This window comes from Pseudomonas sp. zfem004 (assembly GCF_032621715.1).
GTDB classification, from domain to species: Bacteria; Pseudomonadota; Gammaproteobacteria; order Pseudomonadales; family Pseudomonadaceae; genus Aquipseudomonas; species Aquipseudomonas sichuanensis.
This window is the reverse complement of record NZ_JAVYJF010000010.1, coordinates 166,195-180,409: the sequence shown is the minus strand read 5'-3', so window position 1 is coordinate 180,409 and position 14,215 is coordinate 166,195. Positions and strand designations below refer to the sequence as shown.

Sequence of the window (14,215 nt, the reverse complement as noted above, 5' to 3'; positions counted from 1 at the left end):
GCCGCTCCTACAGGGTTGTTGCGATTCCTGTAGGAGCGGCCTTGTGTCGCGATGGGCTGCGACGCAGCCCCGGGATCTCAAGCCAATGGTGAGATCAGATCACTCGATCTGACCATGGCAGTGCTTGAATTTCTTGCCCGAACCACACCAGCACGGCTCGTTGCGGCCCAGCTTGAGGTCGTTGCGCACAGGCGCGGCGGCCACGGCGACTTCGGCGCCTTCTTCAGCATGTTGCTCGCTTTCCAGGCCAGGGGCGGCAGCGTGCTGGAACTGCATGCGGCTGGCCAGCTCCTCGGCTTCGCGGCGCAGGCGGGCTTCTTCTTCGACCGGGTCTTCGCGGCGTACCTGAACGTGCGACAGCACGCGGATAGTGTCGCGCTTGATCGAGTCGAGCAGTTCCTGGAACAGGGTGAACGACTCGCGCTTGTACTCCTGCTTCGGGTTCTTCTGCGCATAACCGCGCAGGTGAATGCCGTGACGCAGGTGGTCCATGGTCGACAGGTGGTCTTTCCACAGGTCGTCCAGGACACGCAACAGGATCTGCTTCTCGAAGGTACGCAGCGCGTCTTCGCCAGCCTGGTCCTCTTTCTCGTTGTAGGCGCTGGTGATCTCGGTGATCAACTTCTCGCGAAGGGTTTCCTCGTAGAGATGATCGTCCTCGTCCAGCCACTGCTGGATCGGCAGCTTGATCGCGAAATCGCTGGCCAGCGAAGCCTCGAGGCCGGCAACGTCCCACTGCTCAGGCAGCGACTGCGGCGGAATGTGCTGGCTGATGGTGGCATCGAGCACTTCCTGGCGGAATTCGGCGATGGTGTCGCCGATGTTTTCGGCGGCCAGCAGGCTGTTGCGCATGTGGTAGATCACCTTGCGCTGTTCGTTGGCCACGTCGTCGTATTCGAGCAGTTGCTTACGAATATCGAAGTTGCGGCCTTCGACCTTGCGCTGGGCCTTTTCGATGGCGTTGGTGACCATGCGGTGCTCGATGGCTTCACCGGACTGCATGCCCAAGGCCTTCATGAAGTTCTTCACCCGGTCGGAGGCGAAGATGCGCATCAGGCTGTCTTCGAGCGACAGGTAGAAGCGGCTGGAGCCGGCGTCGCCCTGACGGCCGGCACGGCCACGCAGCTGGTTGTCGATACGGCGCGATTCGTGGCGCTCGGAGGCGATCACGTGCAGGCCACCGGCTTCCAGGACCTGCTGGTGACGCTTCTGCCAGTCGGCCTTGATCTTGGCGATCTGCTCGGCGCTCGGGTTTTCCAGGGCGGCGACTTCGGCCTCCCAGTTACCGCCGAGCAGGATGTCGGTACCACGGCCGGCCATGTTGGTGGCGATGGTCAGCGCACCCGGGGCACCGGCTTGGGCGATGATCTCGGCTTCTTTTTCGTGGTACTTGGCGTTCAGGACCTTGTGATCGATACCTTCCTTCTTGAGCAGGTTGGACATGTGCTCGGAGGTTTCGATGGTCGCGGTACCGACCAGCACAGGGCGGCCCTGGGCCATGCTTTCCTTGATGTCGGCGATGATCGCGGCGTACTTCTCATCGGCGGTCAGGTACACCAGGTCGTTGAAGTCCTTACGGGCCAACGGCTTGTTCGGTGGGATGACCATCACGTTGAGGGCGTAGATCTGGGCGAACTCGAACGCTTCGGTGTCAGCGGTACCGGTCATGCCGGACAGCTTGGTGTAGAGGCGGAAGTAGTTCTGGAAGGTGGTCGAGGCCAGGGTCTGGCTTTCGGCCTGGATGTTCAGGTTTTCCTTCGCTTCGATGGCCTGGTGCAGGCCTTCGGACAGGCGACGGCCCGGCATGGTACGGCCGGTGTGCTCGTCGATCAGGAGGATCTGGCCTTCCTGGACGATGTACTCGACGTTGCGGTGGAACAGCTTGTGCGCGCGCAGGCCGGCGTAGACGTGGGTCAAGAGGCCCAGGTTATGCGCGGAGTACAGGCTCTCGCCCTCGGCCAGCAGGCCGGACTGGGTGAGCATGTCCTCGATGAACTGGTGGCCGGCCTCGTTGAGTTCAACCTGGCGGCTCTTCTCGTCGATGCTGTAGTGGCCCTCTTGGGTCACCTGGCCTTCGACTTCCTCGATGTGCTGGGTGAGGCGCGGGATCAGGCGGTTGATCTCGATGTACAGCTTGGAGCTGTCTTCGGCCTGACCGGAGATGATCAGCGGGGTACGCGCTTCGTCGATGAGGATGGAGTCGACTTCGTCGATCACGGCGAAGTTCAGCTCACGCTGGAACTTCTCGTCGACGCTGAACGCCATGTTGTCGCGCAGGTAGTCGAAGCCGAATTCGTTGTTGGTGCCGTAGGTGATATCGGCGGCGTAGGCGGCGCGTTTTTCTTCCGGCGGCTGGAATGCCGAAACGATACCCACGGTCAGGCCGAGGAATTCGTACAGCGGGCGCATCCAGTTGGCGTCGCGGCGGGCCAGGTAGTCGTTGACCGTGACCACGTGCACACCCTTGCCGGACAGCGCGTTGAGATAAACGGCCAGGGTACCGACCAAGGTCTTGCCTTCACCGGTACGCATTTCTGCGATCATGCCTTCGTGCAGGGTCATACCGCCGATCAGCTGAACGTCGAAGTGACGCATGCCCATCACGCGCTTGCCGGCCTCACGGGCCACGGCGAAGGCTTCAGGCAACAACTGGTCGAGGGTTTCGCCTTTGGCCAGGCGCTCTTTGAACTCTGCGGTCTTGCCCCGCAGCTGTTCGTCGGAGAGGGCCACCATCTTCTCTTCGAAGGCATTGACGGTGCTCACCGTCTTGAGCAGGCGTTTGATCTCGCGCTCGTTCTTGCTTCCAAAAAGTTTCTTTAACAAAGGCGCAAACATATCGGCAGGATCTTCCACACGTAGGGATGGAGGGCGGCCCCATGAGTCGCCCGTGCAGCCCAGAGGCCGCATGCGAACGAGCATTCTACCCGGAAACGATTGTGAGGAAAGTGGTGGATTTCCACGATACTGGCACAGCGTATGTATGGGGCCTGCCTAACATAAGGGCTTTTTTGCCAAGTTCAAGGTGGCGGAAGATGAAACGTATCGAGAATGACTTGCATCAATAATTGACTGCCACTGCCTGATCGAACGCTATCGCGGGGCAAGCCCGCTCCCACGGTGACGCGTGGGAGCGGGCTTGCCCCGCGATGAGGCCGCAACTGTTAGACTGCCGCTCTTGCAACCCTTCGCGTGCCCCCATGGCCTACAAACCCTCCCCCGCCCGCCCGCCCGCCGACCTGCTGCGCAAGGCCCGGCCACTGCGCCTGTTGCTCAACCAGGCCGAGCGCCTGGAACATCTGCAGCGTCTGCTGGAAAGCCAGTTGCAACCGGCCGCCCGCGAGCATTGCCATGTGGCGTCGTGGAAAGAGGGCACCTTGCTGCTGGTGGTCACCGACGGCCACTGGGCCACCCGCCTGCGCTACCAGCAGAAGCGCCTGCAGCGTCAATTGCTGGCGCTGGAAGCCTTTGCCAACCTGACGCGGATCCTGTTCAAGGTGCAGCCGCCGCTGGTGTCGGCCAAACGCAAGGGACAGGGACCGGAGCTGTCGGAGAATGCCGCCGAAAGTATCCGCTGCTCAGCCGAAGGCATCAGCGACCCGAGGCTCAAGGCCGCACTGGAACGACTGGCCGCGCACGCCCAGAACAAAGACTGAAAACGCCCGAGCTGACCGCGAGGCCTGCAGGAGCCGTGCAGCGACTGGAAGAAAAATAAAAAAGGCCACCCGAAGGTGGCCTTGATCAACAACTAGAGAGTGTTCGAACTTACACAGCCGCAACAGGGCGCATGTACGAGATCGGTGCCGTGCTGGCATCTTCGAAGAACACCACTTCCCAGGCGTCGGTTTCAGTAATCAGCTTGCGCAGCAGCTGGTTGTTCAACGAGTGACCGGACTTGTAGCCCTTGAACTCGCCGATCAGGCTGTTGCCCAGCAGATAAAGGTCGCCGATGGCATCGAGAATCTTGTGCTTGACGAATTCGTCTTCGGAGCGAAGGCCGTCTTCGTTGAGGACGCCGGTCTCATCGACCACGATGGCGTTCTCGACACTGCCGCCCAGCGCAAGGTTGTGCTTGCGCAGGTACTCGATGTCACGCATGAACCCGAAGGTCCGGGCGCGGCTGACTTCCTTCACGAACGAGGTGCTGGAGAAGTCTACAGACGCGCTCTGGGTCTGGCCCTTGAGGACCGGGTGATCGAAGTCGATCTCGAAGCTCACCTTGAACCCGTCGAACGGCAGGAAAGTGGCGCGCTTGTCGCCCTCTTCCACTGTCACTTCGCGCAGGATGCGAATGAACTTCTTCGGTGCGTCCTGTTCTTCCAGGCCGGCCGATTGGATCAGGAATACGAAAGGTCCGGCGCTGCCATCCATGATCGGCACTTCCGAGGCGGAGAGCTCGACGTAGGCGTTATCGATGCCCAGGCCCGCCATGGCGGAGAGCAGGTGCTCGACCGTATCGACTTTGACGTCACCGTTGACCAGCGTCGTAGACATGGTGGTCTCGCCGACGTTGGCCGCGCGCGCCGGGATTTCGACCACAGGGTCGAGGTCGGCGCGGCGGAAGACGATGCCGGTGTCGACAGGCGCAGGCTTGAGGGTCAGGTAGACCTTCTCCCCGGAGTGCAGGCCGACGCCCGTGGCACGGATGGTATTCTTCAGGGTGCGTTGTCTAATCATGGCATTGGCCGCTTCAGCGCAAATAATGCGAACAGGTATCAACAAAGGCTGGGGATGATAACAGACCCGGCCTTTGCTGAACACCAATCACCCTTATACCCCTGATAAATTCCATCAATCGGCCTGACGACGCAGGAACGCAGGGATATCCAGGTAGTCCAGATCGTCCTGTGGGTTGAGTTTAGCGGCCGCCGCGGCACCTGCATGGGCCTGGTTGCGCATCACGGTCGGACGCTCCAGGTCACGGTAGTTCACCGCTGGCTGCTCCTGGCGAACCGGGGCCGGGTTGGAGGACTCGTAAACCTGCTGAGCGGTCTGCAGGGTGTTGTCGACCACCTTGACCGGCTTCTCGATGCGCGCACCCAGGCCAGTGGCGACCACGGTCACGTGCAGTTCGTCGCGCATGTCCGGATCGATCACGGTACCCACCTTGACCATGGCGTGGTCGGAGGCGAAGGCTTCGATGATGCTACCCACGTCGGAGTACTCGCCCAGCGACAGGTCCGGGCCGGCGGTGATGTTCACCAGGATGCCGCGGGCGCCCTGCAGGTTGACGTCTTCGAGCAGCGGGTTGCGGATCGCCGCCTCGGTGGCTTCACGGGCGCGGTTCGGGCCGCTGGCGCAACCGGTACCCATCATGGCCATGCCCATTTCGCTCATCACGGTGCGCACGTCGGCAAAGTCGACGTTGATCATGCCAGGGCGCTTGATGATGTCGGAGATACCGCGCACGGCGCCGGCCAGCACGTCGTCGGCCTTGGCGAAGGCGGACAGCAGGCTGGCATCCTTGCCCAGGATGGTCAGCAGCTTCTCGTTGGGGATGGTGATCAGCGAGTCGACGCTGTCAGCCAGCATGCGGATGCCTTCGTCGGCGATCTGCATGCGCTTGCGGCCTTCGAACGGGAACGGACGGGTCACCACCGCAACGGTGAGGATGCCCATTTCCTTGGCCACTTCGGCGATGATCGGCGCAGCACCGGTACCGGTACCGCCACCCATGCCGGTGGTGATGAACACCATGTTGGTGCCCTGCAGCACTTCGGCGATGCGCTCACGGTCTTCCAGCGCGGCCTGACGGCCGACTTCCGGGTTGGCACCTGCACCCAGGCCCTTGGTCACGCCGGTACCCAGTTGCAGAATGGTGCGCGCGCCGATGTTTTTCAGCGCCTGGGCATCCGTGTTGGCGCAGATGAACTCGACGCCTTCAATGTTGCTTTTGACCATGTGGTTGACGGCGTTGCCGCCGCCACCGCCCACACCGATCACCTTGATGACCGGGCTTTGCGGGACGTTGTCTACGAGCTCGAACATTTTCCCTCTCCTTACAGTTCTCTAGTTGTTGCGCCTACCACTACTGCTTTGAAACTTAGAAGTTGCCCTGGACCCAACGCTTGAGTCGTTCAAGCACCGGAGCCTTCGGTTCATCGCCATAGCTGTTGTTGCTGCTGTTGCTGATACCGGTCAGGGACAGGTCCTCGGACTGCTTCTGCAGCCCGTAGGTGAGCAGGCCCACGCCGGTGGAATAGATCGGGTTGCGCACCACGTCGCTCAGCCCCCGAACGCTATGCGGCACGCCCAGGCGTACCGGCATGTGGAAGATTTCCTCGGCCAGTTCCACGGCGCCTTCCATCTTCGCGGTACCGCCGGTGAGGACGATGCCGGCCGGCACCAGGTCCTCGTAGCCGCTACGGCGCAGCTCGGCCTGGATCAGGGTGAAGAGCTCGTCGTAACGGGGCTCGACGACCTCGGCCAGGGCCTGGCGCGACAGCTCGCGCGGTGGACGGTCGCCCACGCTCGGCACCTTGATGGTCTCGCCGGCGCCAGCCAGTTTGGCCAGGGCGCAGGCATAGCGGATCTTGATTTCCTCGGCGTACTGCGTGGGGGTGCGCAGGGCCATGGCAATGTCGTTGGTGACCTGGTCGCCGGCGATCGGGATCACCGCGGTGTGGCGGATCGCGCCTTCGGTGAAGATGGCGATGTCGGTGGTGCCGCCACCGATGTCCACCAGGCACACGCCCAGCTCTTTCTCGTCGTCGGTCAGCACCGAGTACGCCGAGGCCAGCTGCTCGAGGATGATGTCGTCGATTTCCAGGCCGCAGCGGCGCACGCACTTCTCGATGTTCTGCGCGGCGTTGACCGCGCAGGTGACCACGTGGACCTTGGCCTCCAGACGCACGCCGGACATGCCCAGTGGCTCGCGCACGCCTTCCTGGTTGTCGATCACGTAGTCCTGCGGCAGGGTGTGCAGCACGCGCTGGTCGGCCGGAATCGCCACGGCCTGGGCCGCGTCGAGCACGCGCTCAAGGTCGGCGGTGCTGACTTCGCGATCGCGGATGGCGACGATGCCGTGGGAGTTCAGGCTGCGGATGTGGTTGCCGGCCACGCCGACGAACGCCGAGTGAATGCGGCAACCGGCCATCAGCTGGGCCTCTTCCACGGCGCGCTGGATCGACTGCACGGTGGACTCGATGTTCACCACCACGCCCTTCTTCAGGCCGCGGGACGGGTGAGTACCGATACCGACGATTTCCAGGGTGCCGTCTTCGCCGACTTCACCCACCAGCGCCACCACCTTGGAGGTGCCGATGTCCAGCCCGACGATCATTTTGCCGCTATGCGCGTTTGCCATGGTCCTGCCTCTCTCTAATTCTTCGCAACGGCGGGTTGGGCCGTCGTCGGTGCAATCGGTTCCCGCCAACCAACGGCCAGACCGTTGGCGTAACGCAGATCGATGCGGGCAATAGTGGTGATCTGGTCTTTAAGCGTTTTGTCGTAAATGGCAATGAAACGGCGCATTTTCTCCACCAGATGGTCGCGCCCCAACAGCAGTTCGATGCCTGGTCCGGCGCTGCCCGCGCCAGTGGTCAGGAACCAGCTGCCTCGCTCGCGCAGCTCCAGGCGAGCGATGGAAAAGCCCATGGGGCGCAGCATCTGGCTCAATACCTGATACTGCTGCATGACTTGTTGCTGAGCCCGCTGCGGCCCGAACAGCTGCGGCAGATGCTCGTAGTTGGCCAGCTCACGCGGGGTGAAGGCCTGGCCCTGGTTGTTGAGCAGGGCCTCGTCACCCCAGCGCGCCACCGGCAACTGTTCTTCCAGGCGGATCACCACTTCGTCCGGCCAGACCCTGCGCACTTCGGCGTGGGCGATCCACGGCATCTGTTCCAGCTCGACGCGCATGGCCGTCAGGTCGACGGTGAAGAAGCTCGCCGCCACGTAGGGCGCGATACGCTGCTGCACCGCCTGCTGGCTGATGTAGCTGAGGTCGCCCTGCACGGCGATCTTGGTGATCGGCCGGTCGGCATACGGCATCAGGCGGATGGCGCCTTCATAGGCGCCGAAGCCTGCAGCCACCAGCAGCACCGGCCACAACAGGCGCTTGAGGCCGCCGAAGTTGGGACGGGGCAGGCGCGCCGATACGGGCTCGTCGGCCACCAGTCGGCTGGCACCACGCGGCACCGGCTTGCTGCGGCCGGGGACGGGTTGCTGCTGACGTATCATCGCGCCTTGCATGGCTGTTAACCTCGCGTCGCTACGCTGTCGGCCAGGATCGCCAGCACCAGTTGCTGGAAGTCCAGGCCGGCCGCGCGGGCCGCCATGGGCACCAGGCTATGATCGGTCATGCCAGGTGCGGTGTTGACTTCGAGCAGCCAGAACCGGCCCTGCTCGTCCTGCATCACGTCCAGCCGGCCCCAGCCTTCGATGCCGATGGCATCGCAGGCACGTGCGGTCAGGTCGATCAGCTCTTGTTCCTTGACGCTGTCCAGGCCGCACGGGATGCGGTACTGGGTGTCATTGGCGATGTACTTGGCGTCGTAGTCGTAGAACACGTGCGGGGTGCCCAGCGCGATCGGCGGCAGCACCTGGCCACGCAGCACGGCGATGGTGAACTCCGGGCCGTGAATCCATTGCTCGACCAGGACTTGCGAATCGTATTTGGCGGCGTCTTGCCAGGCGGCGATCAGTTCCTGCTCGCTGTTCACCTTGGCCATGCCGATGCTCGAACCTTCATGGGCAGGTTTGACGATCAGCGGGAAGCCCAGTTCCGCACTGGCGGCAACACAATCCTGCTCACTGGCCAGCACGGCGTGGCGCGGGGTTGGAATGCCCAGGCTCTGCCACACCTGCTTGGTGCGCAGCTTGTCCATGGCCAGGGCCGAAGCGAGGATGCCGCTGCCGGTGTAGGGAATACCCAGGCACTCGAGCAGGCCTTGCATGCTGCCGTCTTCACCGCCACGACCGTGGAGGATGATGAAGGCACGGTCGATCTTCTCGTTCTGCAGGCGCGCCAGCAGGTCATCGCCCACGTCGATGCCGACCACGTCGACACCCGCGCTGGTCAGCGCTTCGATCACTGCGGCGCCGGACTTGAGCGACACCGCGCGCTCGGCGCTCTTGCCGCCGTACAGCACGGCGACGCGGCCGAAGGCTTTGACGTCGAGGGTGGAATGCAGCGTGTCGTAGGCGCTGGTCATTTCGACTTCTCCTGCTTGGCGCCAGCGAACAGCGGGCTTTTCATCAGTTGCGGGGCCAGCCCGCCGACGTCACCGGCACCCTGGCAGATCAGGATGTCGCCGGCGCGCAGCAGCGGCTGCACCAGCGGCGCCAGCTCGGCGCCACGTTCGATGTAGATCGGGTCGAGCTTGCCGCGCTGGCGGATGCTGTGGCACAGCTGGCGGCTGTCGGCGCCCGGGATCGGCTCTTCGCCGGCCGGGTAGACCTCCATCAGCAGCAGCACGTTGGCATCGCCCAGCACCTGCACGAAGTCGTCGTACAGGTCGCGGGTACGGCTGTAGCGGTGCGGCTGGTAGACAATCACCAGGCGGCGGCTTGGCCAGCCGCCGCGCACGGCCTTGATCACCGCGGCGACTTCGGTCGGATGGTGGCCGTAATCGTCGACCAGCATCACGCTGCCGCCTTCGACTGGCAGCTCGCCGTACACCTGGAAGCGTCGGCCGACGCCCTGGAAGCCGGACAGGCCCTGGACGATGGCCTCGTCGCTGATGCCTTCGTCAGTGGCGATGGCGATGGTGGCCAGGGCGTTGAGCACGTTGTGGTTGCCCGGCATGTTCACCGACACCTCGAGCGGCTCGCAGTCGCGGCGCAGCACGGTGAAGTGGGTCTGCATGCCCTGCTGGCGCACGTTGATGGCGCGGATGTCGGCCTCTTCGCTGAAGCCGTAGGTAACCGTCGGGCGCTTGACCTGCGGCAGGATCTCGCGCACCACCGGGTCGTCCAGGCACATCACGGCCAGGCCGTAGAACGGCAGGTTATGCAGGAACTCGACGAAGGTCTTCTTCAGCTTGTTGAAGTCGCCTTCGTAGGTCGCCATGTGGTCGGCGTCGATGTTGGTGACCACAGCGACCATCGGCTGCAGGTGCAGGAAGCTGGCATCGCTTTCGTCGGCTTCGGCGATCAGGTAGCGGCTGGTGCCCAGCTGCGCATTGGTGCCGGCGGCGGTCAGCCGGCCACCGATGACGAAGGTCGGGTCCAGGCCACCGGCGGCGAACACCGAGGCCAGCAGGCTGGTGGTGGTGGTCTTGCCGTGGGTGCCGGCCACGGCGATACCGTGGCGATAGCGCATCAGTTCGGCGAGCATTTCGGCACGCGGCACCACCGGGATGCGACGTTCGAGCGCCGTGGCGACTTCCGGGTTGGCCGGGTTGATCGCGCTGGACACCACCAGCACATCGGCGCTGGCGGCGTTCTCGGCGCGGTGGCCGACGAAGATCTCGGCGCCGAACGATTCCAGGCGCTCGGTGACCGGCGAGGTCTTGAGGTCGGAACCGGACACTTCATAGCCCAGGTTCAGCAGCACTTCGGCAATACCGCACATGCCCACGCCGCCGATACCGACGAAGTGGATACGGCGGATACGGCCCATCTTGGGCTGCGGCATGGCTTTCTGGCTTTCAACCATGGGCCACCTCCAGGCAGATATCGACCACGGTGCTGGTTGCGGCAGGTTTGGCCAGGCGACGCGCGGTGCCGGCCATGGTGTTGAGTTTCTCGGGTTGCATCAGCACCTCGTTCAGGCGTTCAGCGAGCTGCGCTGCGCCAGTTGTCGCTTGCGGCATCAGGAAGGCGGCGCCTTCACGAGCCAGATAGTGGGCGTTGTGGGTCTGGTGGTCGTCGATGGCGTGGGGCAAGGGCACCAGCATCGAAGGCAGGCCTGCCGCCGCGAGTTCGCTGACGGTCAGGGCACCGGCCCGGCAGACCACCATGTCGGCCCAGCCATAGGCGTGGGCCATGTCCTTGATGAACGGTTCTACCTGCGCTTCGACCCCCGCCTCCTGGTAACGCTCGGCAGTGATCGGCGCATGGTGCTTGCCGGCCTGGTGGAACACCTCGGGCCGCAGGTTCGCGGGCACCTCGGACAGGGCCTTAGGCAACAATTTGTTCAATGGTTCCGCACCCAGGCTGCCGCCCATGACCAACAGGCGCGCGCGGCGATCGGCCAAGGGTGCGCGCTGCGCATCCATGAACAGTTCGGCACGCACCGGATTGCCGGTGGTACGCAGCTTGTCGCTGGCGGCAAAGGTGCCCGGGAACGCCTCGCAGACCCGCGCCGACAGCGGCACGAGCAGACGATTGGCGGTACCGGCGCGGGCGTTCTGTTCGTGGATCACCAGGGGCACGCCGCACAGCCGCGCGGCCACACCGCCTGGGCCAGTCACGTAGCCGCCGAAGCCGATCACGCAGACCGGCTTGAGCTCACGGATAATGCGCCGTGCCTGCAGCACGGCCTTGACCAGGGTGAACGGCGCCTTGAGCAGCGACAGCTTGCCTTTGCCGCGCAGGCCGCTGACCTGGATCAGGTGCAACGCCAAGCCGGCCTGGGGCACCAGTTCGTTCTCGATGCCGCGCGGGGTGCCCAGCCAGTGCACGCTGTAGCCACGGGCCTGGAACTCGCGGGCACAGGCCAATGCCGGGAACACATGGCCGCCGGTACCGCCGGCCATGATCAATACGTTCTTGCCGTCAGCGGCCATGACTGGTCTCCTCGGCAAAGTCGTGTTCGTTGAACTCGTGTTCCTCGCTGCCCAGGTGGGTGCGGCTCTCCCACTCGATGCGTAATAACAAGCCTACGCAGGCGCAGCAGATCACCAGCGAACTGCCCCCGTAGCTGAGGAACGGCAGCGTCAGGCCCTTGGTCGGCAGCAGGCCGACGTTCACGCCGATGTTGATCAGGAACTGGCCGATCCACAGGAAGGCCAGGCCGAACGCCATGTAGGCGGCGAAGAACTGCTTGGCCTTCTCGGCCCACAGGCCGATGTACAGGGCGCGCACCGTGACGAACACGAACAGCGCGACGGTCAGCAGCGAGCCGACCACGCCCAGCTCTTCGGCCAGCACCGAGAACACGAAGTCGGTGTGCGCTTCGGGCAGGTAGAACTGCTTCTGCACGCTGTTGCCCAGGCCCACGCCCAGCCACTCGCCGCGGCCGAAGGCGATCAGCGCCTGGGTAAGCTGGTAGCCGGAGCCGAATTGGTCGGACCAGGGGTCGGTAAAGGTGATCAAGCGCGCCATCCGGTACGGCTGGGCCTGGACCAGGACCACCACCGACACCACCGCCAGCACCACCATCAGCGAGAAGCGGAACAACCCCACCCCGCCGAGGAACAACATGGCCGCAGCGGCGCCCATCATCACCACGGTGGCGCCGAAGTCCGGCTCCATCAGCAGCAGGACGGCCATCGGCAGCAGCACGATGAACGGCTTGAAGAAGCCCATCCAGGTTTCGCGCACTTCGGTCTGCCGGCGCACCAGGTAGCCGGCCAGGTAGATGACCACGAAGACTTTGGCGATCTCGGACGGCTGGACGTTGAAGAAGCTGAAGCCGATCCAGCGCATCGAACCGTTCACTTCGCGGCCGATACCGGGCACCAGCACCATCACCAGCAGGCCGAAGGCGCAGATCAGCATCATGAAGCCCATGCGCTGCCAGGTGGCGATCGGCACCATCATGGTCATCACCCCGGCACCCAGGCCGAGGACGACATACACCAGGTGGCGGAACATGTGATAGAGCGGGTTGCCCGACTGCACCGCGGCCACTTCCGAGGACGCCGAGGTGATCATCACCAGGCCCAGGCCGAGCAGCGCCAGGCAACCGGCCAGCAGCGGGAAGTCGAGGTCGATGCCACGGCCGCTGATCAGCGGCGACGGGTACGGCTTGAGGATGCCGAAGATCATGCCAGCCCCTCCGCCGCCTGGGCGAACAGGCGCCCGCGTTCTTCGAAGTTCTTGAACATGTCGAGGCTGGCGCAGGCCGGTGACAGCAGCACGGCATCGCCTGGCTGGGCCAGTTCGGCACAGCGCTGCACTGCTTCGTCGAGGGTTTTCACCCGCACCTGCGGCACGTCATCGCCCAGGGTTTGCGCCAGGCGCTCGGCATCGCGGCCCAGCAGCACCACCGCGCGGCAGTGTTGTGCCACCGGCGCGCGCAGGGCGGCGAAGTCGGCACCTTTGCCGTCACCGCCGGCAATCAGTACCAGCTTGCCTTCGATATCGGCGCCCAGGCCTTCGATGGCAGCCAGTGCGGCACCGACGTTGGTGGCCTTGGAATCGTCGTACCAGTTCACGCCGTTGCGCTCGCGGATCCACTGGCAGCGATGGGCCAGGCCCTTGAATTCGCGCAGGGCTTCGAGCATGGGCGCGAACGGCAGCCCGGCGGCATGGCCGAGGGCCAGGGCAGCCAGGGCGTTGCTCTGGTTGTGGGCACCGCGAATCTTCAGCTCGCGCACCGGCATGAGCGTCTGGAATTCGAAGGCCAGGTATTTTTCGCCGTCGACTTCGCGCAGGCCAAAGGCCTTGAAGTCCGGAGTATTGAGGCCGAAGGTCCAGCACGGCAGGCCTTCCACCGGCAATGGCCGGCTCAGCGCGTCCTGGCGGTTCACCACCACCTGGCGGGCGCCGCGGAAGATCCGGTGCTTGGCCAGGTGATAGGCCGGCAGGCCGCTATAGCGGTCCATGTGGTCTTCGCTGATGTTCAGTACCGTGGCCACTTCGGCATTGAGCTGGTCGGTGGTTTCCAGCTGGAAGCTCGACAGCTCGAGCACGTAGAGCTCCACGCTGTCATCGAGCAGGTCCAGCGCCGGCGTGCCGAGGTTGCCGCCGACCGCCACGCGTTTGCCTGCCTTGGCGGCCATTTCACCGACCAGGGTGGTGACCGTGCTCTTGGCGTTGGAGCCGCTGATGGCCACGATCGGCGCCTTGGCGTAACGGGCGAACAGCTCGATGTCACCGGACAGGGTCACGCCACGTGCCGCCGCCTGCTGCAGCGCCGGGGTGGCCAGGGCCAGGCCGGGGCTCACGTACAGCGTGCTGGCGCGGCACAGGAAGTCCACGTCCAGCTCGCCACAGCGCACTTCCACCTGCGGGTAATCACGGCGCAGGGTGTCCAGTTCCGGCGGTTGCTCGCGGGTGTCGGCGACCGCAAAGGCAATGCCCCGGCTCGCCAGGAAGCGAACCAGGGACATGCCGCTCTTGCCGAGGCCGACAACGATGCGGAATTGGTCGGAAGCGATCAGTGACACGC

11 protein-coding genes are annotated in these 14,215 nt (G+C 64.2%); 1 reads left to right on the top strand and 10 read right to left on the bottom strand.

The features are described from left to right. Positions 1–99: 99 nt before the first annotated feature. On the bottom strand, positions 100–2,835 hold the full coding sequence (gene secA / locus RTH46_RS13560) for a preprotein translocase subunit SecA (protein ID WP_153788211.1): 2,736 nt from the start codon (positions 2,833–2,835) through the stop codon (positions 100–102). 362 nt (positions 2,836–3,197) lie between these two features. Here secA and RTH46_RS13555 point away from each other — a divergent pair, with 362 nt between their 5' ends. Further along, complete coding sequence (locus RTH46_RS13555) at positions 3,198–3,653, top strand: DUF721 domain-containing protein (RefSeq protein WP_153788212.1); 456 nt, start codon at positions 3,198–3,200, stop codon at positions 3,651–3,653. Between the two features lie 109 nt (positions 3,654–3,762). Here RTH46_RS13555 and lpxC read toward each other — a convergent pair whose 3' ends face one another. From lpxC to murD, 9 genes are all read right to left on the bottom strand, one after another. Then, complete coding sequence (lpxC, locus tag RTH46_RS13550; protein WP_279845136.1) at positions 3,763–4,674, bottom strand: UDP-3-O-acyl-N-acetylglucosamine deacetylase; 912 nt, start codon at positions 4,672–4,674, stop codon at positions 3,763–3,765. 114 nt (positions 4,675–4,788) lie between these two features. Next, complete coding sequence (gene ftsZ / locus RTH46_RS13545) at positions 4,789–5,985, bottom strand: cell division protein FtsZ (RefSeq protein ID WP_110991615.1); 1,197 nt, start codon at positions 5,983–5,985, stop codon at positions 4,789–4,791. 55 nt (positions 5,986–6,040) lie between these two features. After that, positions 6,041–7,303 carry a cell division protein FtsA gene (ftsA, locus tag RTH46_RS13540; protein ID WP_110991616.1) on the bottom strand — a complete coding sequence of 421 codons (1,263 nt, stop codon included), beginning with the start codon at positions 7,301–7,303 and terminating at the stop codon, positions 6,041–6,043. A gap of 14 nt (positions 7,304–7,317) precedes the next feature. Beyond that, positions 7,318–8,187 (bottom strand): cell division protein FtsQ/DivIB, encoded by an 870-nt coding sequence (locus RTH46_RS13535; protein WP_153788216.1) that lies wholly within the window; start codon positions 8,185–8,187, stop codon positions 7,318–7,320. A 5-nt stretch (positions 8,188–8,192) separates the two neighbouring features. After that, positions 8,193–9,149 carry a D-alanine--D-alanine ligase gene (locus RTH46_RS13530; RefSeq protein ID WP_279845138.1) on the bottom strand — a complete coding sequence of 319 codons (957 nt, stop codon included), beginning with the start codon at positions 9,147–9,149 and terminating at the stop codon, positions 8,193–8,195. Continuing rightward, the gene (gene murC / locus RTH46_RS13525) at positions 9,146–10,594 is read right to left on the bottom strand and encodes a UDP-N-acetylmuramate--L-alanine ligase (RefSeq protein ID WP_153788220.1); all 1,449 of its coding nucleotides are present in this window, start codon (positions 10,592–10,594) and stop codon (positions 9,146–9,148) included. Before murC ends, RTH46_RS13530 begins: the two co-directional genes overlap by 4 nt. Then, positions 10,587–11,666, bottom strand: coding sequence for an undecaprenyldiphospho-muramoylpentapeptide beta-N-acetylglucosaminyltransferase (gene murG / locus RTH46_RS13520; RefSeq protein WP_316905903.1), 1,080 nt, complete (start codon positions 11,664–11,666; stop codon positions 10,587–10,589). Before murG ends, murC begins: the two co-directional genes overlap by 8 nt. Beyond that, complete coding sequence (ftsW, locus tag RTH46_RS13515) at positions 11,656–12,870, bottom strand: putative lipid II flippase FtsW (protein WP_110991621.1); 1,215 nt, start codon at positions 12,868–12,870, stop codon at positions 11,656–11,658. The genes murG and ftsW overlap by 11 nt, the downstream gene beginning before the upstream one ends. Further along, entirely contained in the window at positions 12,867–14,213 is a 1,347-nt protein-coding gene (murD, locus tag RTH46_RS13510; RefSeq protein ID WP_316905902.1) for a UDP-N-acetylmuramoyl-L-alanine--D-glutamate ligase, read from the bottom strand. The genes ftsW and murD overlap by 4 nt, the downstream gene beginning before the upstream one ends. Positions 14,214–14,215 lie beyond the last annotated feature (2 nt).